This is a genomic window from Methylomonas sp. AM2-LC, assembly GCF_039904985.1.
Taxonomy (GTDB): domain Bacteria; phylum Pseudomonadota; class Gammaproteobacteria; order Methylococcales; family Methylomonadaceae; genus Methylomonas.
On sequence record NZ_CP157005.1, the window covers coordinates 3,911,143 to 3,937,973 of the forward strand.

The following is a 26,831-nucleotide window of genomic DNA, read 5'->3' on the forward strand; positions in this document are numbered from 1 at the left end:
CCTCTAGACCAATTGATTTAATTCCGAATCGGCAAACTGATTACTTTCAATACCGAAAGCCAGCTCACCATTCTCGACATAAATGCGCACATGACCACCATTGGCTAAACGGCCAAAAAGCAAATCTTCTGCCAAGGGCTTTTTAATTTTTTCCTGTATCAGGCGCGCCATTGGTCTGGCCCCCATTTTTACATCGTAGCCATGCTCCGCCAGCCAATTACGTGCAGTCACTTCCAGAGTCAAGGTAACATTTTTATCTACAAGAATAGCTTCCAGTTCAAAGATAAACTTATCGACCACACTGGTAACCACACTCATATCCAGTGGTTTAAACTGTACTATGGCATCCAAACGATTTCTAAATTCGGGCGATAATGCACGCTCCACCGCTTTCATACTATCCGAAGCGTGATCTTGATGAGTAAAACCTATTGAGGCTCTACTACCCTCTTCTGCCCCTGCATTGGTTGTCATAATTAGAATAATATTATGAAAATCAGCTTGTCGACCATTATTATCTGTCAGTGTACCGTGATCCATTACCTGCAATAACAGATTAAATACATCTGGATGCGCTTTTTCTAATTCATCCAATAATAATACTGCATGCGGATGCTTGGTAACCGCCTCAGTCAACAAACCGCCCTTATCGTAACCGACGTAACCAGGGGGTGCGCCAATCAAACGCGAAACCGTGTGACGCTCCATATATTCTGACATGTCAAAGCGTATTAATTCTATACCCAATACTTTTGCTAATTGACGAGATACCTCGGTTTTACCTACCCCGGTTGGTCCGGAAAATAAAAACGAACCAATGGTTTTGGTGGTATCACGTAAACCCGCTCGAGTTAATTTAATCGCCGAAGCCAATTCACCAATGGCCTCATCCTGCCCAAACACCAGCATTTTCAGGTTTTTCTCCAGATTTGACAGTTTGTCTTTATCGTTAGCAGACACTGATTGCGCAGGTACTCTGGCAATTTTGGAGACAATTTCTTCTATTTCGGCAGTATCAATAGTGTATTTGCGATCTGGATCCGTAAACAAGCGCTGCCTAGCACCCGCTTCATCAATCACATCTATCGCTTTATCAGGCAAATGACGATCAGTAATATAGCGTACCGATAATTCAACCGCCAGCTGCAAGGCTTCGTGCGTATATTTAAGACCGTGATGCTCTTCAAATCGGGTTTTAAGCCCTTTAAGAATTTTTACCGTATCTTCGATAGTGGGTTCTACAACATCAATTTTCTGGAAGCGCCGCGCTAATGCATGATCTTTTTCGAAAATGCCGCGAAATTCCTGATAGGTAGTGGAACCTATACAGCGCAATTCTCCAGAAGCCAGTACCGGCTTGATTAGATTGGAAGCATCCATCACACCGCCGGACGCAGAACCCGCACCAATAATGGTATGGATTTCATCAATAAATAAAATACTATTGGGCTGGCGTTTTAATTGACTGATTAAGGCTTTCAAGCGTTTTTCAAAATCACCCCGATACTTAGTACCAGCCACCAAAGCCCCCATATCCAGCGAATAAATAACATTATTCAACAAAACATCGGGTACCTGTTCTTCAACAATACGTTTGGCCAAACCTTCAACAATGGCGGTTTTGCCAACGCCGGCTTCGCCAACCAATAATGGATTGTTTTTTCGACGTCTACATAAAATCTGGATAGTCCGCTCAACTTCCATTTCCCGACCAATTAACGGATCGATATTACCTTTAAGCGCTTCTTCGTTAAGATTGGTGGCAAATTTTTCCAGCGGGCTCGACAAGGCATCATTGCCAGCACGATCAGTATCCACCTCATCGACGGATTCCTTACGCTCTTGTTTTTCAATTTTTGAGACACCATGCGCCAGATAATTCACCACATCTAAACGACTAATATCTTGTTTATTCAGTAAATAGACAGCATGAGACTCCTGCTCACTAAATAAAGCAACAAACAGATTGGCACCCGTTACTTCTTTTTTATCGGAGGCCTGGGCATGAAACACCGCCCGTTGCAACACGCGTTGAAAACCCAGCGTAGGCTGTGTTTCTCGATGTGTTCCTTCCGGAATCAACGAAATAGTGTCATCAATAAAATGCGTTAACTCTGCTCGCAGGGAACTGACATTACAGCCACACGCAATTAATATGGGTATGGTGGTAATGTTTTCCAATAAAGCCAGTAACAAATGCTCCACGGTTATAAACTCATGGCGTTTAGCATGAGCTACAGTAAATGCAGCATTCAGTGTCACTTCAAGTTCTTTACTTAGCATAGTTTACCTCTTACGCCTCTTCCATGGCACACATCAAAGGATGATGGTGCTCACGGGAATAATTATTGACGATATGTACTTTGGTTTCTGCGACATCTTTTGAGTATGTTCCGCAAACCCCCACACCTTGTGTATGTACCTGTAACATCACTTGCGTTGCACGCTCCTGACTCATGTTAAAAAAATCCGTAAGCACTTCTACAACAAAATCCATAGGTGTAAAGTCGTCATTCAAAAGAATAACTTTATACAAAGGTGGTTTTTTTAACTGCGGTTTGGCTTCCTGAACCGCAGTATTACCATCAGAGTCTTTAAAAGGATCGAAATCAGGCATATTTCATGTTTTTGAGTTTATCAGGTAATTAACATAGTGATTAAATCAGTAAATTTCAATCTTTACACAGATAATAATCATTTCAAGTAAAATGCGCACCTTTTCATTACGCCCTAAAAGTCATGACCTGGAAACCTCACGTTACTGTCGCCGCTGTCATCGAAAAAAATAAACGTTTTTTATTGGTTGAAGAAACCACATCACAGGGTCTGGCTTTCAATCAACCCGCTGGCCATTTGGAAGCGGGTGAAAATCTGCTCGACGCTGTAAAACGAGAAGTCTTTGAGGAAACTGCCTGGCTATTTGAACCACAGGCACTCGTCGCCATACAATTATGGCGAAAAACCCCCGACTTCCCCAGCTTTCTGCGCTTTTGTTTCTGTGGAGAAGTACATTCCCACCATCCACAACAAAAACTGGACGACGGCATTATACAAACCCACTGGCTAAGCCACGCTGATATTATCGCACGTAGTAGACAATTAAGAAGCCCATTGGTTCTTGAAAGTATAGACCAATTTTTACAAGGTCAGCGTTATCCTTTGTCTATATTACATTCTTTTCTGGATTGTGTATGAGTAAACACATTATTGTTGGTATGTCCGGCGGCGTAGATTCTTCTGTAACGGCTTTAAGCCTGCTGCAGGAAGGCCATAAGGTAACCGGTCTGTTTATGAAAAACTGGGAAGAAGACGATGGCACAGAGTATTGTACTGCCATGCAGGATCTGGCCGACGCTCAACAGGTTTGCGATACACTGGGCATTGAATTAAAAACCGTAAATTTTGCTGCCGAATATTGGGATGAAGTGTTTGAGGTGTTTTTAGCCGAATTTAAAGCTGGACGCACCCCAAACCCTGACATACTTTGCAATAAGCATGTTAAATTTAAAGCTTTTTTGCATTATGCCATAGAAGATTTGGGCGCTGAATACATCGCCACTGGCCATTACGCCCGCGTGGAAAACACTGGCAAAGCGCAGCTATTAAAAGGTTTAGACCCGAATAAAGAGCAAAGCTATTTTCTGTATGCCATGGGACAGGAAGCCCTGTCGCAAACCTTGTTTCCCATCGGTCATTTACATAAACCACAAATCCGGGCCATGGCTGATAAAGCTGGCTTTGCTAATAGCCGCAAAAAAGATAGTACAGGTATCTGTTTTATAGGTGAGCGCAAATTCAAGGAATTTTTACAACGCTATCTGCCCAGTCAACCGGGTGAGATCCGCACCCCTGAAGGCCAGTACATTGGCAAACACCACGGTTTAATGTATTACACCTTGGGACAACGCCAGGGACTAGGCATCGGCGGTGTTAAAAACGCACCAGATGAGCCCTGGTTTGTATTGGATAAGGACTTGGACAATAATATTTTATTAGTCGGACAAGGCCATGAACATCCACTACTGTTACATAATAGCCTGGAAGCTGGTCAACTGGACTGGTGTAGCGGTGAGCCGTTAACTGACGCTATAGATTGCGCCGCCAAAACCCGCTATCGACAGCCGGATCAAACCTGCCGGGTTGAACCTTTACCAGAGGGTCGAATTAAAGTACGCTTTGCCGAACCACAACGCGCCATTACACCGGGGCAATCGGTGGTATTTTACACAGGAGAAGTGTGTTTGGGTGGTGGGATTATTGAGTCTAAAGCGAATATATAAATATTGGTGACTGAGTTTAGTATTCATTCAGCAAGACCAGGAACAGCAAACCAAACAAAAAACGGGGTAAGAAAAACAGCCCTCAAATACCACTTTACATGATATTTTTCTGGATACCAAAACCCAAATATACTTCGAACTACGGTAATAGCTGTAACCAGCAAACCTATATACAACATCTCAATGAAATTAGATAAGGACTTTCCACTCCAGTGCGGTGCAAACATTGTAAGCAGAAACCAAATTAGCAAAGGTGCATACAGGACATTCCATTCAAAGCCTTTTATTTTCGCAGCAGAATTTCGTAAGATAAACATTGCTCCACAAATAGATAAGGTGACCGGAATAATATAAAGACCTCCGAATAAAGCAATAAAGCCGAAAATATGCGAATTGAACATTAGAAACTTACCTGTTTACATAAAAGATTAGCCACACAACTCTAAATTACCTGTTCTCATGTAATTAAAGAATTAGCTAATCAACTTGAAGTGATGACCAACCTGGATTTTGCTGCGTGGCTTTCCGGCAAAGGCTTGCATGGCATGGACGCCATGCCAGAGCCTACACGGATGTATTCACGGCGTCCTTTGCTGGAAAGCCACGCAGCAAAATCTGAATGGTTGACCACTCATAGGTTTTAACGATCTAGAGCTTATAGGTAATCAAGAAAACTTACACCACGGCTTCCAAACACTGCTTAGCCTGTATAGCAATTTCCAATTCTTCATCCGTTTTTATTACCAGCACAGCCACCCGACTAGCACTAATATCGGCACAAGGCCGTAACGGCGTTTGGTTCTTTTCGTGGTCAATATCAATACCCAGCGCAGAGAGATTCGCGCAGCACGTTTCCCGCAGCCAGGCATCGTTTTCGCCTATACCGCCCGTAAAAACCAGCGCATCCACCCGGTTAAGCACGGCGAAATAAGCGCCGATATATTTTTTTAAGCGATAGGCATACATAGCTAATGCCAGTTTTGCCTCCAGATTATCCGACTCCGCCAATTTGTGTATGCTACGCATATCGTTCTCGCCGCACACGCCTTTACAGCCACTGTTTTTATTCAGCAGCGTTTCAATAGCATCGTTGGAAATATTCAAGGTGCGACCCAAATAAAAAATAATAGCCGGATCGATGTCACCACAACGAGTACCCATCATGACACCTTCCAGAGGGGTCAAACCCATGGAGGTATCCACACTTTTACCGTTCTCAATAGCAGTTACACTGGCGCCATTCCCCAAATGTAGTGTAATCAAATTGGTTTCCGCCAGTGGTTTGCCCAAAAACTGGGCAGCCAGCTTGGCGACATAACCATGCGAAGTACCATGAAATCCGTAACGGCGTACACGCTGTTCGCGATAAAACTCGGCAGGCAACGCATAGCGATAAGCGTAATCAGGCATCGTATGATGAAAAGCCGTATCAAATACTGCCACTTGCGGCACTATTGGCATTTGCTTAATTGCTTCTTGAATACCGAGTAAATTGGCAGGATTATGCAAGGGTGCCAAGGGAATAGTGGCCGTAATTTGTGCCAACACTTGCGGGGTAATTAAGGCGGGTTGCCAAAAGTGTTCGCCACCATGCACCACCCGATGACCAATACAAGCCAAATCACGACTATCAGCCAATAACCCAGATGCAGAAAGGATTCTGAACAGCTCTTGCAACGCCGCCTGATGATTGGCAATTTCCATTTCCAGCATTTGTTGAGCTGCCCCGGCGGCGTTAAACCGATGCACGGCTTGTTTTTCACCTATACGCTCAATGAGACCAGCGACCAAAACACTGTGATTGTGCATGGCAAATAAACTGTATTTTACCGAGGAACTTCCCGCATTTAACACCAAAATTTTCATTTTATAGTTACCGCCTGCATGGAAGTTAAGCGATTAGGTGCGGGCGGCGTATAACGCTGCTCAAGTACTTTATCCATTTTAACAGCCAAACTTTCTACGGCTTTTTGGGTTAACTTAATGTCACCCCCTTTGGATTCAGTAATGAAATTACCCAACCAAACACCTGTATGGGTATTCACCAAGTTTCCCATTAAATACACGAATAAAAAACTGGGCTTATGCAAACGACCTACCAATAAATAATCAGCGCCATACTCTTTACCTAATTTTGCCGCACTATCCGCATGATCAAACAGATAACCAACACCACTATTAGCGGCTTGTTGTGCAGCAAGGGGGATGCTAATCAGCTGGTAACCCGCTGACTTTAACGCGTTCTCCAACAAAGGCTTTACGCTGGCCGTACGTTCTCTTTCTGCGGAAATTCCGGGGGCTAAGGTCATATCTTTTAATTCAAAATCCAGAATAGCGATACGGGGCATTGCAGACACATTTAAACTGTGCAAACTAAACAATAAAAAAACCAAGAGGCGCATATTATTTACATTCCTGTGCCTGAATAGCGGTAATGATGACAGTATTAACAATATCGGTAATTGTGCAACCGCGACTTAAATCGTTTACTGGCTTGTTCAATCCCTGCAAAATAGGACCAATGGCAATGGCACCGGAAGAGCGCTGCACCGCTTTGTAGGTGTTATTTCCCGTATTCAGATCGGGAAAAATAAATACATTAGCCTGACCAGCAACTTCACTACCCGGCAATTTTGTTTTAGCCACTTCTGCATCAACAGCCGCATCATACTGCATTGGCCCTTCCAGCTTTAAATCCGGACGGAGCTGTTTAGCAATTTTAACCGCCTCACGCACTTTATCAACAGCTTCGCCTTTACCCGAATCACCAGTTGAATAAGAGAGCATGGCCACTTTGGGAATAATATTGAAATTGAGTGCAGTATCGGCAGCACTCACAGCAATATCCGCTAATTCATGTGCGTTTGGATTTGGATTGATTGCACAGTCGCCGTAAACTAATACTCTATCTTCCAGGCACATGAAAAATACGCTAGAAACAATAGTCGCCCCTGGTTTGGTTTTAATAATCTCAAAGGCTGGACGTATCGTATGCTGAGTGGAGTGAACAGCGCCTGAAACCATACCGTCGGCATAGCCAAGATGTATCATTAATGTGCCGAAATAACTCACATCCGCCATCAAGTCATACGCTGTATCATAAACGACATTTTTATGCTTGCGGGCTTGATAATATGTTTCAGCAAATAATGCGCGCAAGGGTGAGTCCAGTGGATCTATGATTTCAACATCTGATAATTTTAATGCCAACGCCTGAATTTTTTTGTGGATAGTGTCCTTGTCACCCAACAGGGTAATTTTAACTACATCACGTAACAACAATATTTCCGCCGCTCTTAAAATACGCTCTTCTGTACCTTCGGGCAAAACGATATGTTGCTTCTTGGCCTTAGCTCGTTGCACTAGATTGTACTCGAACATTAGCGGTGTCATTTTTGTAGTAGTTTGCGCGCATAAGCACTTTGTGAGCTCTATCATATTGATATTGCTCTCTACAAACCCCAAGGCTTTAGCAATTTTACGTTGATTTTTCGAGTTTAACCGCTCACGTACTTGACTGACTTTTATAGCCGCATTAAACGTATCATATTCGACACTGAGCATGGCAAACGGAATATCGCCCTGACTATTAGCCAACAAGTCTTTAACTTGGCGAGGCGGTTCCTGATGCCCGGTAAGCAATATGCCCGCAATTTGCGGATAGTTTTTTGAGTAGTAAGTCAGAAGACTGGCGAGAATAATGTCTGACCGATCACCGGGTGTAATAATTAAATCGCCATCTTCCACATACTCCAAAAAATCTGGCACCAGCATAGCCGCGACTTTGTAGTGCTGAACTTCACGACTCAGGGCATCACTATTTCCAGAAAACACCTTTGCCCCTAACGCATCCGCTATGTTACCAACCGTTGGCTTTTCTAAAGACGGTTCGCAAGGAATCACATAACTTAGAAAATCTGGGATAGCACTAATACTTTTACGCAAGCTTTCAACCTGCTCTATGGCAACACTATTAACCACTGCAGCAAGAAAACCGCTACTATGTTCGTGCAACGCATGTTTTAAGCTGGCTAATTGATCTAAAATTTCTTCGTTACTTTTTTCGGCTGCTTGTAACAATGGCATTAAAACGCAACCCAAATTATTGGCTACGTCAGCGTTAAAGTCGAATTCGGAAACAAAATCGCCGTGGCTATACTCTGCCCCCACACACAGCACCTGCTCACATTGAACTTTAAGCGCCATGTATTTCGCCAAAATTATTTTTAATAATTCATCGTATTGTTCATCTGCCAACAATTTACTGGCTTGTTCGCTACTGCAACCGTAAAGAGCTGTATAAGGCTGTGTTAATGAATAACGATCACGAATTAACTGAATTAATTGATCTTGTTCAGCACTGCTGTGTATGATGGGCCTAAATATGCAAGTATTGCCAGCATAACCTGACAACATTTCCATCATAGCAAGTATAATTGCAGTACTACCACTACACTCATCTGCACCACTAATATAGATGTTTTGAGAAATACAGCTTATCAAACCCGAGTGTTTGTTTATCATAGTTGCAGACGCAAAAAACAAGATTCTACTTTAGAAACGGCGTGTCAAGGGAGGTTTTTTTTGCCACCTCACAAACTGCACTTTCTGGCTGGTATTTGCTATAGTATTAATGCAAAAAATTTAAATCTGGGTAGACTGGAAAGTAACCTCAGCATCTGAACGATATCAACAACGTTAGGGCTAATTATAAATTAAAGATGGCAAAATTTAGCGTTTATTACAAAGACAAACTTATACAAGCCAGTGTTTTCTCATCAGGTATTATTCATATTGGTCGAGATGAGAGTAATGATTTAGTGATCGACAGTTTAGCAGTGGCTCCAGCCCATGCTGTTGCCGTTATTAAAGACGGTATATGCATTTTAAAACAGATGAATGAAAAATATCCTCTGTTGATTAATCACATGCCCATGAAAGAATGTTGCCTGGATAATGAAGATGTTATCAATATTGGCAAACATAATATCGTCTACACCAAACCCTATTTCCTGACCACAGCTAACAATGTTTCCAAAAACCGAAGTTTTCAAGGCTTTGCAGAGGAAATGATAGACAGCGACCGCTTGCCGGACGCTCATCTGCAATATTTAGACGGCGAATACATTGGTCGAATTTTGCCCCTAAAAAATGCTTTAACCAGTTTAGGGCATCAAGATGAAGGTGTGGTGATTATTGCCCGCCGAAAATTAGGTTATTATATTTCCGCACTGGAAGAACACCCCGATATTGCTGTAAACGACCATCCCTTAGGCGACAGAATTATAAAACTGCATAATAATGATGTGCTTTTGGTTGATAATACCCCCCTGCAATTCTTTCTGGATTAGTTATGACTATTGAAAAAACCGAAGAAAAACGCCGTTTTCATCGCGCCTTGTATAACGCAGAAGCCGTTCTAATCAGTACCAATATTTCCATACCCTGCAAAATAATTGACATTTCCCTAAAAGGTTGTTTGTTGGCGTTTGCTGAACCTTTGAATATACAAAAGGGTATGCTTAATACCTTAAACATCACCCTAAGCGATGATGAAAGTATTATTATGGATATCAGTGCTGTACATGAAACGGGTAATCATATAGGTTTTATTTGCCAACATATTGATATTGACAGCATTACCAATTTACGAAGACTAGTGGAACTGAATTTAGGTAATAGTGAGATTTTGGATCGAGAGCTAATCGCTTTAAACGACTTTAATCACTCACAATAAACCCTTATTGTGACAAGATAAACCCAAGTCTACGGCTTATACATACAGCGATGTGTGATTGTTTAAGCCTTGGGTATCTATCGAACTTACCGACACGCCGTATTTCTAGTTTTGGCAGTGTTTGTGCATAAAGCCCATAATTTTTTGCTTATGTTGCTTTGACCGCTTTAGTTTGCCACCCTCGGTTTTTATCTACCCATTTGACGCTAAACCAATACCAAATATTCATCGGTGCTGACATCAAAAACCATTCCCAATCTTCGATCAAAAATAGCTGAGTCACCCATTCAACACTCGGATATAAAGCCACCCAAGGTACACAATAAGCACTAAACAACACATTACTAAAAATTAATAGCATTGCCCCTTTACGTGTTTCTATACTGGAAAGGGCTAGAAACACCCACATAGGTATATCATCAGTTTTTTGCATAAAATTGTCTTTTCTCTAAAAATAATCCATGACACTTTGTCATTTTGGGCTGATTGACATAAAAAAGCAGATCGATTTTAAAGTTATAAGATTACTAGTCGTCTATCTTTAAACTAAACATTACGCGTATTTTATCAGGCCATTTTACTTAATTATTGTAACAAATATGTGTCATTTTTCTTATCTATGTCAATTTAACAATCATTAATAAATGTTTAACAATCAAAAACCTTAAATAAAACTGTAATATTTGGCTCACTCGCCATGTCATGCGACAATAAACTTTTATAACATTAAAGGGAGTTCACTTCTTCATGAAACTGAAAGAAGTGTTGTATTTTACCGTCGCTTTTGGCTTTTTCGCTTGGTGTGTGGTAGTTTTTAGGAATGATATAGCACAAATCAAAATTGCACCGATTTATGCTGCCTGGGATGCAGTCCTGCTAGCTGCAGTACTGTCGTTATTAAATTACTTGTTGCGTATCATACGCTGGACGGTGTATTTATCTCGCTTGGGACATACACTTAAATTCAACTACTCAGCCTTAACTTACATTGCCGGTTTTGCTTTTACCTTATCGCCCGGTAAAGTCGGTGAAATGGTCCGAGGTCGGTATCTGCAAAATTCCGGTGTTTCCATGTCCAACACGGCAGCGGCATTTTTTGTTGAGCGTTTAATGGATTTACTGGCCATGATTGCATTGGCCTCGCTTGCAGCCGCCTCATCAACTTATCAAGGTTTAATTTGGGGTGCCGTGACTGTTATCGTTGTCATCATGCTGATGTTGACGCTAGCTCCGTGGCAACGCATTGCCCTGTACACCAATACCCTGCACCGAATTCCCGCACCTATACAAAAAGTTTTGCAAACGGTGGTACGCACTCTATTATCAGCCAAACAACTGCTGCAACCAGGCATATTGAGTTTTGGTTTTGCTATTGGTTTACTCGCTTGGGGTTGTGAAGGTTTAGGGCTAATGGTCATTGGTCATATTACACCAGCGGTGAGTATGGATATGCCCACCGCCATTGGTATCTATTCCATCGCGGTGATTGTTGGAGCATTGTCTTTTTTACCGGGCGGCTTAGGCGGGACAGAAGCGGTAATGATTGCTCTGCTCACTGCCCACGGCTATCCACTACCCGATGCGTTATTATTGACACTGATTTGTCGCTTGTTAACCTTATGGCTAGCCGTTGCAATTGGCTGGCTGGCTGTTTTTGCTCTACGTCCCAAACCTAACCGTGAGATTTATTTTTCAATGACTCAGACAACCGCGCAAACACCCCTATGTGTCGATCTGGATGGCACACTTATACATAGTGATTTATTACTGGAAAGTTTATTGCTATTACTTAAACGCAATCCACTCTATGTTTTTTTGCTGCCATTGTGGCTTAGTAAAGGTAAAGCCGCATTAAAAGCGCAAATAGCTCAGCGCGTTGTCTTGAATGCTGCCGCTCTACCTTACAACCAAGCTTTTTTGGCTTGGTTAGAAACTGAACATCAATCAGGTCGAGAATTATGGTTATGTACAGCATCAAACCATCGGCTAGCCGATTTAGTCGCCACCCATATTCCAATTTTTACCGGGGTGTTGGCCAGCAGTGATGAATTAAACCTGTCAGGACAACGTAAAGCAGCTCAACTGGTGGAAAAGTTTGGTGAAAAAGGTTTTGATTACTGTGGCAATGCGCATATCGACTTGAAAGTTTGGCAACACAGCCAAGCGGCAATCGCCGTTAATTGTAAAGAATCCCTCAGTCAAGAAGCGGGCAAACTTACCGAACTCCGAGCAGTTTTTCCGAAAACAAACGGTTTCTTTAAACCTGCAATCAAAGCTTTACGCCCTCATCAGTGGGCAAAAAATGTGCTAATTTTTATCCCACTGGCTGCCGCACATAAATTAACCAATAATGGCGCTATTGAACAAGCTTTACTGGCATTTTTAGCTTTTGGGCTATGTGCATCTTCCGTCTACCTGCTAAATGACATGCTTGATCTGGAAGTTGACCGTCAACACCCCAGAAAATGTAAACGTCCATTCGCCTCGGGTAATTTATCGTTGATAGCTGGATTTTTTCTGGTACCCCTGCTATTGATTGCAGCTTTGTTGATCGCCAGCCAATTACCTGTGCGCTTTTGCGAAGTACTGGGAGCTTATTACACACTGACACTGGCTTACTCTTTCGGCTTGAAACGTATTGTACTGATCGACACTATCACGCTGGCTGGCTTATATACCGCCCGCATCATCGCTGGTGCTACGGCTATTGCAGTTCCTCTATCGTTTTGGCTATTACTGTTTTCGGTATTTTTATTCTTTAGCCTGGCATTAGTTAAACGTTATGCCGAACTGGATGCCATGCAACGCCAAGGTAAACTAAAAGCGGCAGGACGCGGTTATCATATTGAGGACTTACCTATTCTACATAGTTTGGGGACAGCGTCCGGTAATTTATGTGTACTGGTATTGGCACTGTATATTAACTCTCCAGAAGTACAATCTCTCTATCATCACCCCCAGGCCATCTGGATGTTATGCGTATTACTGTTGTACTGGATAAGTCGCGTCTGGCTGAAAGCCCACCGCGGCAAAATGCATGACGATCCTGTAGTGTTTGCCATGAAAGACCGCATCAGTCTGGCTGTGGGCGCTCTGGCAGCGATTGCGGTCACATTGGCGGTATAAAAACATGACTCAGCAAGCGCTTAGTTCCTGGGGACGTGTACTAACAAGTGAACAGTCCCTTATCAGCCTGACTGACCGTTCTAACAATCTGCCGAATTTGCCTGAAATGGCTGAAAACTTTTTACCTTACGGCAACGGGCGCAGTTATGGTGACAGCTGTCTAAACTCCGGTGGAGCGGCTTTACTTTGCCGCAGCCTGAACCGTTTCATTAATTTCGATACAGTTAACGGTGTATTAAGCTGCGAAGCAGGTGTATTACTAGCCGAAATTTTAACCTTAGTAGTGCCACAAGGCTGGTTTTTACCCGTCACACCGGGTACACGCTTTGTGACTGTGGGTGGAGCCATTGCCAATGATGTACACGGCAAAAATCATCACCGTACCGGCACTTTTGGCCGTCATATACTGGGACTGGAATTATTACGTTCGGATGGCCAGCGCTTATTTTGCGCGCCAGACCAGAATCAAGCCTACTTTGCTGCCACTATTGGCGGATTAGGCTTAACGGGCGTGATTAGCTATGCCCAATTACAACTGCAACGCATTCGTAGCCCCTGGGTAAGCACCGAAACTATACGCTACGATAATCTCGATGACTTTTTTGAACTATGTGATGCCTCTGATCAAGATTATGAATATACTGTATCCTGGGTGGATTGTGCTGGCACAGGCAAACGTTTAGGACGCGGTTTATTTATGCGTGGCAACCACGCGCCAGCGGGTGAATTGAAAAATTATCAGTCTAAAACGCGAACTTTTCCATTGGTCCCGCCTATTTCCATGATTAACGCCTTGACACTAAAAGCGTTTAATACGGCTTATTACTACAAACAAATTCCCCGCCAATCTCGACAGATTCAACATTACGAACCCTTTTTCTATCCGCTGGACGGCTTACTGGAATGGAATCGCATGTATGGTCCTCGCGGATTTTACCAATACCAGTGCGTAATACCTACGGCTACCGGCAAAGCTGCCATTACCGACTTATTAACAGCTATTGCTAACAGCGGCATGGGGTCTTTTCTAGCTGTGCTTAAACTGTGTGGTGATGTCAAATCGCCCGGTATGTTGTCTTTTCCGCTACCCGGTGTCAGCCTGGCCCTGGATTTCCCAAACCGAGGCGCAAAACTGCATCAACTTTTCGAGCGTTTGGACACTATTGTCAGTCAAGCAGGTGGTCGATTGTATCCGGCTAAAGACGGGCGCATGCCCGGCAGTCTGTTTCGGAGCGGTTATCAAAACTGGCAAGCATTTAGTACTTATATAGACCCACAATTTTCCTCGTCGTTCTGGCGGCGGGTGATGGAGGATAAATGAAAAAAATATTAATTATCGGCGCAACGTCAGCCATCGCAGAAGCCGCAGCCCGAAACTGGGCACAAACCGGCGATCAATTATTTCTGGTGGCACGTAGCACCAGCAAACTGGTCAATCTCGCCGCCGACTTGGAAGTTCGAGGCAGCACTAAAGTGGGACTATTGAGTCTGGATGTCAATGACTTCGCCGCACACACGGCCATGTTGGATACCGCAGAAGAAACCCTGCAAGGCTTGGATACAGTCCTTATTGCTCACGGCACCCTCTCTGATCAAGCCGCCTGCCAGCAATCTGTTGATCTTACCTTACAAGAAATACAAACTAACGCTTTGTCGGTCGTTGCTTTATTAACACAAATTGCCAACCGCTTTGAAGCGCGTAAATCCGGCACCATTATTGTTATCTCCTCGGTAGCAGGCGATAGAGGTCGGCAAAGTAATTATGTGTATGGCAGCGCAAAGGCCTTAGTGACTGCCTTTACCTCGGGTTTACGGCAGCGTTTACAAAAATCAGGAATCACTGTACTGACCATTAAGCCTGGTTTTGTAGATACCCCCATGACTGCAGATTTTAAAAAGGGTCCACTATGGGCTTCAGCGGAAAAAGTGGCAAAAGATATTGTCAATGCAGCCAACGGTAAAAACGGTATCTTTTATACCCCCTGGTTTTGGCTGTGGATTATGCTGATCATTAAACATATTCCCGAATTTGTGTTTGTTAAGCTTAAATTATAGGTCTCGACGCAAGAGAATATATTCCGCATACCTGATGTTAAGGGGTGTTCCAGATTTTCATACGGGCAGTATGATGGGTGGATTTATAAAAAATTTTACTTCTTCATACTGATCGTATCGTACTAGGCACCCTAAGTTTTTTCGACTTATCTGCGTAGCTATCAACCTTTGTATGCCCAGCTATATCATAAATTAACACTTCTTTATGGTTGACTTCGTGTATTAGTAAAATACTATCCATGCAGTTTTAAAAACTAGAAAATCCTGCAAATAAAAACGATCCACTTTCTTAAAAATGCTAAGTTAATTTTGCTGAATATAAAAACCTGACTATACAGCGATGTCAAACTCAAACTTGGATAGATTTAGAGTCACTAGTATGCAACTTACATTTTCACACTACACTTGTTGAAATGCACACCGCAGCCGGTTTATTTCAACCACTCATGAGTCATTTAATTTAACTACTTACACAAAAAATACTCAAGCTATTGAATTAAAATAATTTATACTTAATGGCACGATACTGGCTTTAAATTAAATACGTATAAAGTCTTTATTTAAGCGCAAAAGAACCTGACACATAATTGAATAAAAAATCCAGTAATTACTTATTTTTTAAGCTATGTCTCAGTTTTAGACGTATCAATTGCGTAAACTTTATATGGTTTAAGTTGTAATGCAGGTGATTATGCCACCTGTATTATTAGGTTTTCTCCTCAGCAGAGGAAATTTTTACTGGTAATATCGTCTCTACAGGACCTCAGGTAGAGTCTTTAGGTTATATCGGCGCAGTAATGGCAACGATCACCCGCTTTAAGGGAAGTTTGCAGACTGCAAAACAGTTTTAAGGGAATATTATGACAACGCAAACATTTGAAATGACGAATAGATTAGTAAGAAACAAAACGTGTAATCACGAATCACTTATTCAGGAATTTGCCTATGGTGCAGCAACAGGCAATTATATCTGTATACATTGTGAATGCTTGATTCCTGCCAAGGTATTAAGCGAACAGCAGGATAAAATACCTGTCATGCAATTTCAAAAAACCAACAGCTATTCGAGCTATATCATTGGCGGCATATGAAGCTGGGCATAGATAAGACTAGCTGAGTCATATCCAGTCTCTACCTTAAATAATACGCTTTTTTAACTAAACCTGCCTACCAATGTCAGCAGGCATAGCGGTATAGACAAGCTAATTTAAGACGTAAAGACTGGATAACATGACAACGCAAACTATGGCAATTTTGCAGAGTTGTTTAGCTATGCTTTAATACCAGCGCTGTCACTCCGCTTATTATAAATGAAAATAATACTGCTATTATTTGTGCTGTTACCCGTATTGGCCTATGCAAAAGGTCAGCGTAAAATTGATACCACACCCAACGCTGGCGAGGGGGAGTGGACATTCCAGGTAGAACAAAACTATTACCATAATCCCAATCAAACATCACCGGCAGGGAATGCCTTGCCAGTGGACACCTACTACATCAATGCTAGCTTGGATTATTCCTTTGAAAATGGCAGCGATATACAAATTGCCACTTATAACTGTCCAGTGGCGGGTGGTGGCGCACAAAATTATCAGTGCGATAGCTACATCAATTTATCACAAACTCTTGATATTACGGATGACTGGCAGGCGCTTATTGGTAGCCAAAACGGTACCGTATTTAGTGGCCCCATGAAGTGGCACAACGCTGATTATGCCCTGGCTGTGTACCAGCCAGATGATACACTTAATCTGCATGCTGGGCCTTATTTTGTGGATAAGGATTTAGCCACAACCACCAATACGGTTGGCTATACGGGTGGATTATTAATTAAATACCTTGAATCATGGCAACTACAAGCCGATTATTTTTCTGGCCATAATAATATTTCCGGTGCCAATATCAACGTATTTTGGAAACAGTACTATGTAGGGGTGGGTGTACCTGAGCATAATTCCGGAAATGAGTTTTACGGCATTGTTGGATTTAAAGCGATTTTTAAATAACAGACTCTATCATCGACAATCAAACTGCTTAGGCCAATCCTGATAATTAAACACCTGCCCAATGTCTCTAACCTGAGTGATAGCCGCAAAATCCAGATCAGCATATACCCATTGCACCTGATTTAATTCTCCAATTGCCTGTATGCCAGTATCAGGAAAGCCTCTGTCGACTGGCGTATAGATGGCAGCGGCCCCACAATTGACATCCACAGCCTCTGACCAGTCGGCATTTCCGACCAGCGAAGCCTGCACCACATAGCACTGGTTTTCTAGCGCTCGAGCCTGGCAACCAATACGCACTCGGTAATAACCAGCTAGTGCATCGGTACAACTGGGTACTAAAATCAGTACAGCCCCGTGCTCTGCCTGTCGGCGGGCATAGTGTGGGAACTCACTATCGTAGCAAATGTTAATAGCTATTTTGCCAAATTGCGTATCGAACACTTTAATCTCAAAACCTCTGGAAATATGCCATTGTTCGTTTTCAAAACGTGTCATGGTTAATTTTTCCTGAAAGTCTACCTCTCCTTGGGGCGTAAAAAAATAGGCATGATTACGAAACTCGCCATTCTCATGCTGTACCGGAAAGGTACCCGCCTGAATATAGACACCATATTCAGTAGCCAGTGTTTTAAATAAGTGTAGATAATCCGGTAACAAGGTTTGCAAAGCAGTTAGCTGTCCAGCTAATGACGCATAGACGGCTTGTGGAAACAATGAAGCCAGTTCCATGCAGGCATATTCTGGAAACAGCAGGATATCCGCTTTCTGATTAGCAGCTTCTGACACCCAACGCCGAATTTTTGCTTCGTAATTCGGCCAAGTTTCCAAAAAACTGATGTCATATTGAGCAGTGGCAATTTTAGGCATGTTCTTCTCGCAACCAAAAAGTCATGGGTTTTGCACTGGCATTAGTTTCATCCAAATCTTTCCAGGTGTAGGTGGTTTGCAGTTCTGGATGTTTTACATAGCCACGCTTGTTCCAGAATGCATCCAAGGGTACATAGTCAGTTGGGCGACGGGGATGATCGACAGGGCGTTCAACACAACAGAAAGTAATGTGTTTAAAGCCACCCAAATCGGCAGCATGCGCTTCGCGCTGTTCGAAAAAGCGTACACCTATTCCCAAACCCCTATAGGCTTTATTCAATACAGACTCTCCGCAGTAAAAAATATCCTCAGGCTGATAGCCTAGATCGATAAAAGGTTTTTGCACTTCCTCTGTTTCATATTTCAACGGTATCGCAGTCGATGCACCAATAATGGCATCCGCATCAAACGCGAGTACAATGACACTTTCAGGACAATTGATATAAGTCTGTAGATAATTTTTTTCATATTCATAATCCCCGTCATATAAATAGGGAAAATCGCGAAATACTTCGATACGCAACCGTGCCAATTCAGGAATATAATGGCGTAGCGCTTCGCCACTCAGGCGTTGAATGCGGATATTGTTACTCATAATCTTATTAATTTTCTTAGCTTCAACACATCAGTAAGCTAAGCTTTACTGATGAATAAGGATAATAACGTCTATCTCTAACGCTTGGTTTTAAGCAAAACTCTAAATGCGTAGATGAACTAATACAGTGGCTTTACCCTCTTATAAAGATACCAGATTGCAGCATCAAAGTAAGTAGAAAATTCATCAGACTCCAAATTTCTAGCAGGATAATATGTTTAAAATTTATAAAAAAGTAGTGGTTGTTAACGCCTCCGACCCTAATAAACGCTTGGAAGCAAATGCACATGGCATAACGCCAGAAACAGGTACTTTTAGTCTTTCCAATTTACTGACCATTCCAGCGATGATCATTGGCGGTTTAGTTTCCATCATATTTTTTTCAGCCTTTTTTGTCTTATTGTTAATTCCAGCTGGCATTTTGAGTTACAAAGCTTGGCGACTTTTCAAAAATGCACAGCAGACAAAGGTTGCGGATAGTCTTGAAGCTGAATATACGGTCATTAAAGATGAGACAGATAAATACTAGCGCAATTGGCTAGCTATCGCGACTAACTTTAGATATACAGAAACACACAATTAAGACCAAACAACTTAACAATCTAAGGACAATGACAACGACCCCGTGCTGTCAATTAACTGTCATATTTCAAGCCAAGCTGCAGCGTTATACTATGCAGCTAATCTCGTACTCTCAATGAGGATGAGTCACGCCAAACACTGTTGGACAGCTTGATGAAAAAACTCTGTATTTTATTATTTACCGTTTTAGCCTCTCCATTTTGTATGGCAGACACCCATACTGAAACTAAACTGGTCATTGGGGAATTTAGCAACAAACAAATGGAAGGTTGGGATCGAAAAATTGCCTTGGGTGAAACGCAATACCAATTGGATACACTGGGTGATGTCACCGTCCTTAAAGCGAATAGTAAAAACTCTGCATCGGGATTATTTAAAGAACAACGCGTTGATCTTGATGAAACCCCCATTCTAAACTGGTCGTGGCGCATTACTAATCGTCTAAACGGGCTGATAGAACAAACCAAAGAAGGTGATGATTATGCTGCCAGATTGTACGTTATCGTCAATGGTGGTGTGGCATTCTGGGAATCCAAAGCGATCAATTATGTTTGGTCGAGTTCAGCGAACAAAGAAACAGTTTGGCCAAATGCTTATTCTGGCAAACAGTTAATGATGCTGGCTTTGCGCGGCCCAGAAGCCGAACCGAATATTTGGCTTAACGAAAAACGCAATGTACGTGCCGATCTGAAAAAGCTTTACGGGGAAGATATACGCTACATTGATGCGGTTGCGGTAATGTCAGACAGTGACGACAGCCATAGTCAGGTAACCGCCTATTATGGGGATATCTGGTTTTCAAAGCATTAGCTTATAGTGGGGTCCCCACGCAATCTATCCGCTACTTAATTGCCGGTACAATTGGCGTTTGCGGCTTTAGGCCATAGTAATTAGACAACACAGTGTAAGCCCCTTTTATACCCGCTGCTATGGTTGGTTTAAGCCCTTGACAACTGCTACTCCACTGCTTGATTTTACCGTCAAAATAAAATGCCCATTCGCTCTGCCAGCAATCGGCTTTTTTTAACAATCTGCCAGCCATTACTGCCGGTGCCTCGTAACGACTAGAAGCAGATAACAAATTTCTGGAATCGGTACCTAGCACATCATTTACAGAAATTTTCTGTTGTTCTTCAATATCCAACAGCGGGTAAATGATGGGCACACCTTTGATTTTAGCCGAAAAGGTCAAAGCACTTTCAATATCCGGCATGGCATCCGCATTATAAAACTGCCGGGAGCCATCGGCATCAACCACTAGCCATAACAAGGTTTCTGGCCTTATTTCACTCCAAATACCTACCTGGGTTTTACTTAACATTTGTAATACCTGATCTTCATCAAATTGAACCCGGTATAGACGCGCCCCGGTATCCGCATACTCATCGGCAGGTAATAAAGAATATTGTGATTGCTTGACATAATGCTGGGCAGCTAGCAGCATTTCCTGAACCACCGGAATTTTGGAAATATCCTCAGAAATTAAAATACGGTCTAAAACTGCATATAAAGCCTGCTTTATGGCCTGATCCCGATCTTCTGTCGATTCGCTACGTGCAACCAGCTCAACCTCGAATAAGCCTTTAACTTCCAGTGCTGCCAGTGGATTGCAAAATAATAAAATCCCAACCAATAATGTATGTCGCCAAAATCTCTTATTCATAAAATCCTTTATACACAGCCTACCTACCAATTTAATTATAGAGTTATAGTACAATATCGGTAATTTTATTTTAAACTTTAACAAGAGGCCCTCCTTTGAGTGAACAACAGCAAGATCGCCTAAATTATAAGAGCGCCGGTGTCGATATTGAAGCAGGTAATGCTTTAGTAGAGCGTATCAAACCGATTGCAGCAAAAACCCGTAATGCAGGCGTAATGGCAGGATTGGGTGGTTTTGGCTCCCTCTTTGAACTGCCGTTAGATCGGTATCAGAATCCAGTACTAGTTTCGGGTACTGACGGCGTGGGTACTAAATTGAAACTGGCTTTAGATCTTAACCAGCATAACACGGTCGGTATCGACTTGGTTGCCATGTGTGTAAACGATATTATAGTACAAGGCGCAGAGCCATTATTCTTTTTGGACTATTTTGCCACCGGCAAGCTGGATGTTGACACTGCAGCAGCCGTAATTGAAGGCATAGGGGCTGGATGCGAACTGGCTGGAGCTGCGTTAGTAGGTGGTGAAACCGCAGAAATGCCGGGCATGTACGCTGATGGTGATTATGACTTGGCAGGCTTTTGCGTAGGTATTGTTGAAAAACAACAGATTATTGATGGCAGTAAAGTTAAAGCGGGCGACAAATTAATTGGTATCGCCTCTTCTGGTCCTCATTCCAACGGTTACTCACTGATACGCAAAATTATTGAACACAGTGGTATGTCTCTCCATGACACCGTGCATGGCAAACCTTTAGGCACGACTTTATTGGAACCCACGCGTATTTATGTCAAAACCCTGCTGACTTTATTAAAAACCATACCGGTACACGCTATGGCTCATATCACTGGCGGCGGCATTACAGAAAATCTACCCAGAGTTTTACCTGACAGTTTGTGTGCAAACATCTCACTATCAGCCTGGGAGTTTCCGGCAATTTTTACTTGGCTGCAACAACAGGGCAACGTCAGTTTAGCGGATATGCTGGTTACTTTTAACTGTGGGATTGGCATGATAGTTTGTGTGGACCATGAAGATGAAGCAGCCACCTTGCAAATTTTGGCTGAACAGGGTGAAACGGCCTTTTCTTTAGGTGAAATTGGCGTAAAAGCAGCCGATGCGCAACGCGTTAATTATCTAAGTTAAGCCAGCATGCAAAAACTGTCTGGTAGTTATGCACAAAAGGGATAATTTATAATTTTCCAGGTTTTTCGTAACCTGGAAACATCAATAGGCATAATCTATATAACTGATATAGAAATCAAAAATATAGTACCTGCTTATTAATTTCGCCCAAAAAGTGTATTAATTAACCACGTCAAACAGATATTTATGCAAGATACCCACAAAGTTATCCACATCTTGCTGTATCACTTTATAGTGAATTTTTGCAGGCTGCAGAGCTAATGGCTAGCAACGTCCCTATTACAGAGCGCCAAACATAGACAAATTTCTGCCTATGTTTAGCGCGAGTAAATCCAACCGACTTTCCACCATTTCATCCTATGAAAAAAAGCGATTTTTTTTATCACCTGCCAGATGCTTTAATAGCACAAAAACCCTTGCCGCAACGCAACGCAAGTCGCTTACTGAAACTGGATAAACACTCTGGAGCCGTAACAGATAGTCGTTTTACAGACTTTCTGGATATGCTAGAGGAACGAGATTTAGTAGTGTTTAATGATACCAAGGTCATTCCTGCTCGTTTATATGCCCACAAAAGCAGCGGTGGTAAGGTAGAAATATTGATTGAGCGCATAGAAAATGCTTATCAGGCGTTGGCACATATTAAAGCTAGCAAGGCCCCCAAAGCGAATGGCGAATTGATTTTGGATAATGGCAAAGTTTGTCGCGTCATTGAGCGTGAACAGGATTTATTTCGATTAAACTTCGGTACCGACTGCAACTTGCTAGAACTATTAACAGACATTGGTCATATACCCTTACCACCTTATATCAATAGAGCTGACGATGTTGATGATCTGGATAGGTATCAAACCCTATTTGCCAAACATGCCGGCGCGGTTGCCGCTCCCACGGCCGGATTACATTTTGATCAAGCTGCACTTGAGTATCTGGACAAAAGAGGCATCGCCAAAGCCTATGTCACTCTGCACGTTGGCAGCGGTACATTTCAGCCTGTGCGGGTGGAGGATTTAGCTCAACATGTCATGCATAAAGAATATTTCAATGTTACAGAGAAAACTATTGCAGATATTCTTCACACCAAAGCACAAGGAGGTCGGGTAGTGGCTATTGGAACAACTGCGGTACGTGCATTGGAATCGGCTGCAGCTAGTGGCAAGTTACAGGCTGGATACGGTGACACTAATTTATTTATCACTCCTGGCTATCAATTTAAAGTAGTTGATGCCATGTTGACGAATTTTCATTTGCCCGAATCGACTCTACTGATGCTGATCTCGGCATTTGCGGGTTATGAGGTAATTATGCAAGCCTATCAGCATGCCATCAAAAACGAGTATCGGTTTTTTAGCTATGGCGATGCGATGTGTATTTTTTAAAGCTTACTACCCAATGTGTCCGAAGGGTAAAGGGGTATGTCTACAACCAATGGCACAATATAAATAGATGTTAGGTAAAAGTCGTTAAGCCACTTGCAGTTAATTTGTATGAATACAAATTTCTGAAAAGCCTCTTAACCTGTATTGGGAGAAAACTCTATGCATAACAAGTATATACTTCTCGTCAGCCTATTAATGGGATTACCTACAGTATTAGCAGATAATAGCGATAATGTTTATAGTGGCTGGCAAGGACAACGCTTAAATCGATTAAGCATCGAATTATCATTAACACCGGAGCAAAAATATAAACTGGAAAGCATTTTAAATGAGCAATCCGAAGAAATTCGGGCTGTCCATGAAGAGTCTCATAAAGAAATTATGGAAGTATTAAGTGCTGACCAATTTGCAAAGTGGGAAAGCATTAACAAACAACGTAAGGAAAACCGGGTTAAACGTTGGAATGATGAGCAAAAATAGTTTTGATGCACAGCACCGATGATAACTGGCGAATTTCGGCCAAAAGTTGATTGTCACACTTTTGAAACCAACGGTAAGTGGGTAACTAAGTGACGGCAACGCCGCCACGAAACTTTAAAAAACTAGAAACTTAGCTTGCTTGTCTTGTTAAGTCGACACCTGTCTATGCGATTTGACACGGGGGCAAAATTACCACGGATAGCTTATCTGGCTATTGAGCGCAGTAATATTCATCCAATTAACTGGCGCATTTGGAACGACACCCCCACCTATCATCCCAGGAGCATATCTGCCACTCGGCCCAGTACCGCCAGCAACCCAGGCGATGTTGTTATTCACTTCGTACTTCACACTCACTCCAAAGCCCCCCACACCCGCAACCAGACGACTTACCTGTACCGCCGCAGCGTTAGCCGCGTTATTCAGCCCGGCTCCAGTCAGCCGGTAAAGTGTACTCGTATTTACATTGAGGGCACCTATTAGTGGCCGCAACTCATTAACAACGTCTGATCTTTGCGGACTGTTACAGAACACAAGGATATCGCCCCGCACAGTTGGAGATTCAGTTTGCGCAATGAACATCCCAAAAGCCCTTTGTGCATCGGCATACCGTGCGGGTGTTTGGGGAATGTGTATGGCGTATAACTGCTGGTTCGTTACGAACACGACACCGATACATGTGACAAATCCGGTAACGCCGACCGTAGTGTTGTGTACGCCGTACTCGTACATATTGGAATAATACATTCTATGTCCTCTTTATGTTAATCACCGTATTCAAGACATCAGAAGCGTTCGACGAAGCCGCGAGAGTCTAAGCAATCAGCGAGTTTCATTGTGCCAGATAACTTGCCCTTAGGCTGGATTGAACAACCTGAAACTCAGAAAATGCATTTAAATAACCGAGTTTCTTTACATTCAAACTATCCTTTGTGCTTTAAAGCTTATCCGCTTTAATGTTTGATTTCATTATCATTCAACCCTACCTACTACAGACGTTGAGCCAGACTAAACCTTCTGGCTCAAAAATTTCAACTGACTAAGTAAGAATCGCAGTGCTTAATATTGATCTTTGCCTTGCACAACGCCTTTTTCGGTTAACGAAACTTTCCAATTAACCGCACCAACCTGTATATACACTTCGTATTCTTCACCCACCCCATTAGGGTTAGCAATCATTTCTGATTTTATTACTTTATAACCTGGAAATTCTTTTTCCAAAGTCGTTTTAACTTCAGATGGTGCTTCGCTTAAATCATCCAGTAATAATTCATTGGCAAACAAATGACTGTCTTCTCTGAACAATTCTAAAATAAGATCATTACTACCTTCTTCCTTAAAACTGACTTCCAATAATTTTTTTTGGAAATGAATTTCATGACTTGCTTGTAATTCGATAGCTTTGGGATGTCTTTTAAGAATATCTGCCTTTACTTTATCTGGAATATTGATTTGTCCAAGTGTTTCAGCATGTAAGGTTGCAGAAAGTGTAGCCAGCACCATGACGCTTAAGGTTGTTGCAATTAGTTGACGCATTTCTTCTAGTTCCTAAATCGTTAATGTAAAACAGGTTGCCAGGCTTGCGCCCGACTTTGTGCATCGGCAATCTGTTTTGCCGATAATTCAGTTTCGAGGGTATCCAGTAAATCGTGTGCATTCGGTACGCGTTGAGCGGCCGCTAAAGATAGCCAAACATAAGCCTCCTGAAGATCTTTGCTAACCCCGGTGCCTTCGGAGTAGCATAAGCCCAGATGATATTGCGCCAATGCATCACCTTGTTCAGCGGCAAGGGTAAACCAGTGCACAGCTTGCTCTTCATTGACAACCTGGCCTTCCCCTCGCATATACATTAAGCCCAAATTTAACTGGGCTGTTGGATGGCCTTTATCGGCTGCCAACTGAAACCACTTAGCAGCTTGATCATAGTGTCTGGGTAAACCATCACCATCAGCATACATTAGACCCAACGTAAATTGTGCAGGTACATCTCCACGTTCTGCTGCTTTTAAAAACCACTTGGCAGCTTCTTTTAAATTAATAGGCACACCTTCACCGTGTGCATACATTAAGCCAATATTATATTCAGCCAAAGCATTGCCTTGATCTGCCGCAGCCTTGAACCATTTTTCAGCCATATGAAAATCTCTAGGCACCCCATTACCTTCTGCATAACGGGTCCCCAACTCAGTTTGAGCAGCGGAAACACCCTTTTCAGCTTGATGGATTAACTCATCAAGTGTTTCTGCCCATAACGTAGGTGAATAGCTTAAAAAAAACACCAATGCTACTTTTATCCATTTGATTTGCATCTACTTAAACTCCAAAAATGGAAAAATCGTTTTGTTTGACAAACTACTGACAAATTGTTCAATACAGCAATTCGCCTAAATTCATATAAAGTATTATGCGAGTTATTCGTAGATAAAACGCTAAAGTCTATGTCGAAACGGATTATCTTTCGTGTTCTTGATGCTCATGTTCACCACGTTCACCACGCATATGGCCGCGCCACTCATTTTCGCCGCGCCTAAAACCACCACCGCCAAACTCTCTTTCATTTGAACGATATCCACCATAAACTCTGGGTGCGGGAGCCGGGCCACTTATATTGAAACCATTATTATATCCACTATATCCACCATAAGGAATAATAGGAGAATAAGGCTGATTTGAGTATCGAGAGTAACCCTGCTGGGGAACATAACCCACACAGCCACTGATAAACACGAGACTACTGACTGCAACTATTGAACGAAAATATTGAATAATCATGATTTATCCTAATCAATTTTTTATGATGTCTTTATTATGGATTGCTGAGGTTGCACAGGTAATGGCTTAAAATCCGTACCAAGCTGATTTCTATTACTTTGACTACCAGAAATATCACCGCTAATTGGTCACATATCAGAT

Annotated in this window: 29 protein-coding genes; 15 read left to right on the forward strand and 14 right to left on the reverse strand. The window is 42.4% G+C overall.

Annotated features, from left to right (window positions below):
- Positions 1–3 precede the first annotated feature (3 nt).
- Together clpA and clpS are read right to left on the reverse strand one after the other, a co-directional pair.
- Positions 4–2,283, reverse strand: a complete 2,280-nt coding sequence (gene clpA / locus ABH008_RS17335) for an ATP-dependent Clp protease ATP-binding subunit ClpA (RefSeq protein WP_347986866.1) — start codon at positions 2,281–2,283, stop codon at positions 4–6.
- Positions 2,284–2,293: 10 nt separating this feature from the next.
- Positions 2,294–2,617, reverse strand: coding sequence for an ATP-dependent Clp protease adapter ClpS (gene clpS, locus ABH008_RS17340; protein WP_347986867.1), 324 nt, complete (start codon positions 2,615–2,617; stop codon positions 2,294–2,296).
- 122 nt (positions 2,618–2,739) lie between these two features.
- Between clpS and ABH008_RS17345 the strand changes: the two genes are divergently transcribed.
- Both ABH008_RS17345 and mnmA read left to right on the forward strand, forming a co-directional pair.
- Positions 2,740–3,195: an NUDIX hydrolase gene (locus ABH008_RS17345; RefSeq protein ID WP_347986868.1), complete on the forward strand. Its 456-nt coding sequence runs from the start codon at positions 2,740–2,742 to the stop codon at positions 3,193–3,195.
- Positions 3,192–4,280: a tRNA 2-thiouridine(34) synthase MnmA gene (gene mnmA, locus ABH008_RS17350; protein ID WP_347986869.1), complete on the forward strand. Its 1,089-nt coding sequence runs from the start codon at positions 3,192–3,194 to the stop codon at positions 4,278–4,280. Before ABH008_RS17345 ends, mnmA begins: the two co-directional genes overlap by 4 nt.
- Before the next feature lie 23 nt (positions 4,281–4,303).
- On the opposite strand, the gene ABH008_RS17355 is transcribed toward mnmA, so the two are convergent.
- Positions 4,304–4,681, reverse strand: a complete 378-nt coding sequence (locus ABH008_RS17355; RefSeq protein WP_347986870.1) for a hypothetical protein — start codon at positions 4,679–4,681, stop codon at positions 4,304–4,306.
- A 93-nt stretch (positions 4,682–4,774) separates the two neighbouring features.
- Between ABH008_RS17355 and ABH008_RS17360 the strand changes: the two genes are divergently transcribed.
- Entirely contained in the window at positions 4,775–4,924 is a 150-nt protein-coding gene (locus ABH008_RS17360; RefSeq protein ID WP_347986871.1) for a hypothetical protein, read from the forward strand.
- 31 nt (positions 4,925–4,955) lie between these two features.
- On the opposite strand, the gene ABH008_RS17365 is transcribed toward ABH008_RS17360, so the two are convergent.
- The 3 genes from ABH008_RS17365 to pta are packed head-to-tail and all read right to left on the reverse strand — an operon-like array spanning position 4,956 to position 8,804.
- Positions 4,956–6,146, reverse strand: coding sequence for an acetate kinase (locus ABH008_RS17365; protein WP_347986872.1), 1,191 nt, complete (start codon positions 6,144–6,146; stop codon positions 4,956–4,958).
- Entirely contained in the window at positions 6,143–6,682 is a 540-nt protein-coding gene (locus tag ABH008_RS17370) for a DUF2380 domain-containing protein (protein ID WP_347986873.1), read from the reverse strand. The genes ABH008_RS17365 and ABH008_RS17370 overlap by 4 nt, the downstream gene beginning before the upstream one ends.
- 1 nt (position 6,683) lies before the next feature.
- Positions 6,684–8,804, reverse strand: coding sequence for a phosphate acetyltransferase (pta, locus tag ABH008_RS17375; protein WP_347986874.1), 2,121 nt, complete (start codon positions 8,802–8,804; stop codon positions 6,684–6,686).
- Positions 8,805–9,001: 197 nt separating this feature from the next.
- Here pta and ABH008_RS17380 point away from each other — a divergent pair, with 197 nt between their 5' ends.
- The gene (locus ABH008_RS17380) at positions 9,002–9,631 is read left to right on the forward strand and encodes an FHA domain-containing protein (RefSeq protein ID WP_347986875.1); all 630 of its coding nucleotides are present in this window, start codon (positions 9,002–9,004) and stop codon (positions 9,629–9,631) included.
- A 2-nt stretch (positions 9,632–9,633) separates the two neighbouring features.
- Entirely contained in the window at positions 9,634–10,017 is a 384-nt protein-coding gene (locus ABH008_RS17385; RefSeq protein ID WP_347986876.1) for a PilZ domain-containing protein, read from the forward strand.
- A 148-nt stretch (positions 10,018–10,165) separates the two neighbouring features.
- Here the strand turns inward: ABH008_RS17385 and ABH008_RS17390 are convergent, their stop codons facing one another.
- The gene (locus ABH008_RS17390; RefSeq protein ID WP_347986877.1) at positions 10,166–10,450 is read right to left on the reverse strand and encodes a hypothetical protein; all 285 of its coding nucleotides are present in this window, start codon (positions 10,448–10,450) and stop codon (positions 10,166–10,168) included.
- Positions 10,451–10,764: 314 nt separating this feature from the next.
- Here ABH008_RS17390 and ABH008_RS17395 point away from each other — a divergent pair, with 314 nt between their 5' ends.
- The 5 genes from ABH008_RS17395 (at position 10,765) to ABH008_RS17415 (ending at position 17,204) form a co-directional block, all read left to right on the forward strand.
- Positions 10,765–13,143: a UbiA family prenyltransferase gene (locus ABH008_RS17395; protein WP_347986878.1), complete on the forward strand. Its 2,379-nt coding sequence runs from the start codon at positions 10,765–10,767 to the stop codon at positions 13,141–13,143.
- A gap of 4 nt (positions 13,144–13,147) precedes the next feature.
- Positions 13,148–14,464, forward strand: coding sequence for an FAD-binding oxidoreductase (locus ABH008_RS17400; RefSeq protein ID WP_347986879.1), 1,317 nt, complete (start codon positions 13,148–13,150; stop codon positions 14,462–14,464).
- Positions 14,461–15,198: an SDR family oxidoreductase gene (locus ABH008_RS17405; RefSeq protein WP_347986880.1), complete on the forward strand. Its 738-nt coding sequence runs from the start codon at positions 14,461–14,463 to the stop codon at positions 15,196–15,198. The genes ABH008_RS17400 and ABH008_RS17405 overlap by 4 nt, the downstream gene beginning before the upstream one ends.
- A gap of 860 nt (positions 15,199–16,058) precedes the next feature.
- The gene (locus ABH008_RS17410; protein ID WP_347986881.1) at positions 16,059–16,289 is read left to right on the forward strand and encodes a hypothetical protein; all 231 of its coding nucleotides are present in this window, start codon (positions 16,059–16,061) and stop codon (positions 16,287–16,289) included.
- Between the two features lie 219 nt (positions 16,290–16,508).
- On the forward strand, positions 16,509–17,204 hold the full coding sequence (locus ABH008_RS17415) for a hypothetical protein (RefSeq protein WP_347986882.1): 696 nt from the start codon (positions 16,509–16,511) through the stop codon (positions 17,202–17,204).
- 9 nt (positions 17,205–17,213) lie between these two features.
- Here ABH008_RS17415 and ABH008_RS17420 read toward each other — a convergent pair whose 3' ends face one another.
- Both ABH008_RS17420 and ABH008_RS17425 read right to left on the reverse strand, forming a co-directional pair.
- On the reverse strand, positions 17,214–18,074 hold the full coding sequence (locus ABH008_RS17420) for a carbon-nitrogen hydrolase family protein (protein WP_347986883.1): 861 nt from the start codon (positions 18,072–18,074) through the stop codon (positions 17,214–17,216).
- A complete protein-coding gene (locus tag ABH008_RS17425) occupies positions 18,067–18,669 on the reverse strand; it encodes a GNAT family N-acetyltransferase (protein ID WP_347986884.1) in 603 nt (200 codons plus the stop codon). Before ABH008_RS17425 ends, ABH008_RS17420 begins: the two co-directional genes overlap by 8 nt.
- 214 nt (positions 18,670–18,883) lie before the next feature.
- Here ABH008_RS17425 and ABH008_RS17430 point away from each other — a divergent pair, with 214 nt between their 5' ends.
- Complete coding sequence (locus tag ABH008_RS17430; RefSeq protein WP_347986885.1) at positions 18,884–19,198, forward strand: hypothetical protein; 315 nt, start codon at positions 18,884–18,886, stop codon at positions 19,196–19,198.
- A 206-nt stretch (positions 19,199–19,404) separates the two neighbouring features.
- A complete protein-coding gene (locus ABH008_RS17435) occupies positions 19,405–20,061 on the forward strand; it encodes a DUF3047 domain-containing protein (protein ID WP_347986886.1) in 657 nt (218 codons plus the stop codon).
- A gap of 31 nt (positions 20,062–20,092) precedes the next feature.
- On the opposite strand, the gene ABH008_RS17440 is transcribed toward ABH008_RS17435, so the two are convergent.
- On the reverse strand, positions 20,093–20,914 hold the full coding sequence (locus ABH008_RS17440) for a DUF2066 domain-containing protein (protein WP_347986887.1): 822 nt from the start codon (positions 20,912–20,914) through the stop codon (positions 20,093–20,095).
- Between the two features lie 95 nt (positions 20,915–21,009).
- Between ABH008_RS17440 and purM the strand changes: the two genes are divergently transcribed.
- From purM to ABH008_RS17455, 3 genes are all read left to right on the forward strand, one after another.
- A complete protein-coding gene (gene purM / locus ABH008_RS17445) occupies positions 21,010–22,059 on the forward strand; it encodes a phosphoribosylformylglycinamidine cyclo-ligase (RefSeq protein WP_347986888.1) in 1,050 nt (349 codons plus the stop codon).
- Between the two features lie 359 nt (positions 22,060–22,418).
- Positions 22,419–23,438 (forward strand): tRNA preQ1(34) S-adenosylmethionine ribosyltransferase-isomerase QueA, encoded by a 1,020-nt coding sequence (queA, locus tag ABH008_RS17450; protein ID WP_347986889.1) that lies wholly within the window; start codon positions 22,419–22,421, stop codon positions 23,436–23,438.
- Positions 23,439–23,597: 159 nt separating this feature from the next.
- Positions 23,598–23,918 (forward strand): hypothetical protein, encoded by a 321-nt coding sequence (locus ABH008_RS17455; RefSeq protein ID WP_347986890.1) that lies wholly within the window; start codon positions 23,598–23,600, stop codon positions 23,916–23,918.
- A 189-nt stretch (positions 23,919–24,107) separates the two neighbouring features.
- Here the strand turns inward: ABH008_RS17455 and ABH008_RS17460 are convergent, their stop codons facing one another.
- From ABH008_RS17460 to ABH008_RS17475, 4 genes are all read right to left on the reverse strand, one after another.
- A complete protein-coding gene (locus tag ABH008_RS17460) occupies positions 24,108–24,650 on the reverse strand; it encodes a hypothetical protein (RefSeq protein WP_347986891.1) in 543 nt (180 codons plus the stop codon).
- A 327-nt stretch (positions 24,651–24,977) separates the two neighbouring features.
- Complete coding sequence (locus tag ABH008_RS17465) at positions 24,978–25,454, reverse strand: hypothetical protein (protein WP_347986892.1); 477 nt, start codon at positions 25,452–25,454, stop codon at positions 24,978–24,980.
- 20 nt (positions 25,455–25,474) lie between these two features.
- A complete protein-coding gene (locus ABH008_RS17470) occupies positions 25,475–26,227 on the reverse strand; it encodes a tetratricopeptide repeat protein (RefSeq protein WP_347986893.1) in 753 nt (250 codons plus the stop codon).
- Between the two features lie 142 nt (positions 26,228–26,369).
- Positions 26,370–26,690 carry a hypothetical protein gene (locus ABH008_RS17475; RefSeq protein ID WP_347986894.1) on the reverse strand — a complete coding sequence of 107 codons (321 nt, stop codon included), beginning with the start codon at positions 26,688–26,690 and terminating at the stop codon, positions 26,370–26,372.
- Positions 26,691–26,831 lie beyond the last annotated feature (141 nt).

Excerpts from the sequence above, each read along its gene's own strand:
- clpA (WP_347986866.1), bottom strand. The coding sequence starts at position 2,283 with ATGCTAAGTAAAGAACTTGAAGTGACACTGAATGCTGCATTTACTGTA.
- clpS (WP_347986867.1), bottom strand. The coding sequence starts at position 2,617 with ATGCCTGATTTCGATCCTTTTAAAGACTCTGATGGTAATACTGCGGTT.
- ABH008_RS17345 (WP_347986868.1), top strand. The coding sequence starts at position 2,740 with ATGACCTGGAAACCTCACGTTACTGTCGCCGCTGTCATCGAAAAAAAT.
- mnmA (WP_347986869.1), top strand. The coding sequence starts at position 3,192 with ATGAGTAAACACATTATTGTTGGTATGTCCGGCGGCGTAGATTCTTCT.
- ABH008_RS17355 (WP_347986870.1), bottom strand. The coding sequence starts at position 4,681 with ATGTTCAATTCGCATATTTTCGGCTTTATTGCTTTATTCGGAGGTCTT.
- ABH008_RS17360 (WP_347986871.1), top strand. The coding sequence starts at position 4,775 with ATGACCAACCTGGATTTTGCTGCGTGGCTTTCCGGCAAAGGCTTGCAT.
- ABH008_RS17365 (WP_347986872.1), bottom strand. The coding sequence starts at position 6,146 with ATGAAAATTTTGGTGTTAAATGCGGGAAGTTCCTCGGTAAAATACAGT.
- ABH008_RS17370 (WP_347986873.1), bottom strand. The coding sequence starts at position 6,682 with ATGCGCCTCTTGGTTTTTTTATTGTTTAGTTTGCACAGTTTAAATGTG.
- pta (WP_347986874.1), bottom strand. The coding sequence starts at position 8,804 with ATGATAAACAAACACTCGGGTTTGATAAGCTGTATTTCTCAAAACATC.
- ABH008_RS17380 (WP_347986875.1), top strand. The coding sequence starts at position 9,002 with ATGGCAAAATTTAGCGTTTATTACAAAGACAAACTTATACAAGCCAGT.
- ABH008_RS17385 (WP_347986876.1), top strand. The coding sequence starts at position 9,634 with ATGACTATTGAAAAAACCGAAGAAAAACGCCGTTTTCATCGCGCCTTG.
- ABH008_RS17390 (WP_347986877.1), bottom strand. The coding sequence starts at position 10,450 with ATGCAAAAAACTGATGATATACCTATGTGGGTGTTTCTAGCCCTTTCC.
- ABH008_RS17395 (WP_347986878.1), top strand. The coding sequence starts at position 10,765 with ATGAAACTGAAAGAAGTGTTGTATTTTACCGTCGCTTTTGGCTTTTTC.
- ABH008_RS17400 (WP_347986879.1), top strand. The coding sequence starts at position 13,148 with ATGACTCAGCAAGCGCTTAGTTCCTGGGGACGTGTACTAACAAGTGAA.
- ABH008_RS17405 (WP_347986880.1), top strand. The coding sequence starts at position 14,461 with ATGAAAAAAATATTAATTATCGGCGCAACGTCAGCCATCGCAGAAGCC.
- ABH008_RS17410 (WP_347986881.1), top strand. The coding sequence starts at position 16,059 with ATGACAACGCAAACATTTGAAATGACGAATAGATTAGTAAGAAACAAA.
- ABH008_RS17415 (WP_347986882.1), top strand. The coding sequence starts at position 16,509 with ATGAAAATAATACTGCTATTATTTGTGCTGTTACCCGTATTGGCCTAT.
- ABH008_RS17420 (WP_347986883.1), bottom strand. The coding sequence starts at position 18,074 with ATGCCTAAAATTGCCACTGCTCAATATGACATCAGTTTTTTGGAAACT.
- ABH008_RS17425 (WP_347986884.1), bottom strand. The coding sequence starts at position 18,669 with ATGAGTAACAATATCCGCATTCAACGCCTGAGTGGCGAAGCGCTACGC.
- ABH008_RS17430 (WP_347986885.1), top strand. The coding sequence starts at position 18,884 with ATGTTTAAAATTTATAAAAAAGTAGTGGTTGTTAACGCCTCCGACCCT.
- ABH008_RS17435 (WP_347986886.1), top strand. The coding sequence starts at position 19,405 with ATGAAAAAACTCTGTATTTTATTATTTACCGTTTTAGCCTCTCCATTT.
- ABH008_RS17440 (WP_347986887.1), bottom strand. The coding sequence starts at position 20,914 with ATGAATAAGAGATTTTGGCGACATACATTATTGGTTGGGATTTTATTA.
- queA (WP_347986889.1), top strand. The coding sequence starts at position 22,419 with ATGAAAAAAAGCGATTTTTTTTATCACCTGCCAGATGCTTTAATAGCA.
- ABH008_RS17455 (WP_347986890.1), top strand. The coding sequence starts at position 23,598 with ATGCATAACAAGTATATACTTCTCGTCAGCCTATTAATGGGATTACCT.
- ABH008_RS17460 (WP_347986891.1), bottom strand. The coding sequence starts at position 24,650 with ATGTACGAGTACGGCGTACACAACACTACGGTCGGCGTTACCGGATTT.
- ABH008_RS17465 (WP_347986892.1), bottom strand. The coding sequence starts at position 25,454 with ATGCGTCAACTAATTGCAACAACCTTAAGCGTCATGGTGCTGGCTACA.
- ABH008_RS17470 (WP_347986893.1), bottom strand. The coding sequence starts at position 26,227 with ATGCAAATCAAATGGATAAAAGTAGCATTGGTGTTTTTTTTAAGCTAT.
- ABH008_RS17475 (WP_347986894.1), bottom strand. The coding sequence starts at position 26,690 with ATGATTATTCAATATTTTCGTTCAATAGTTGCAGTCAGTAGTCTCGTG.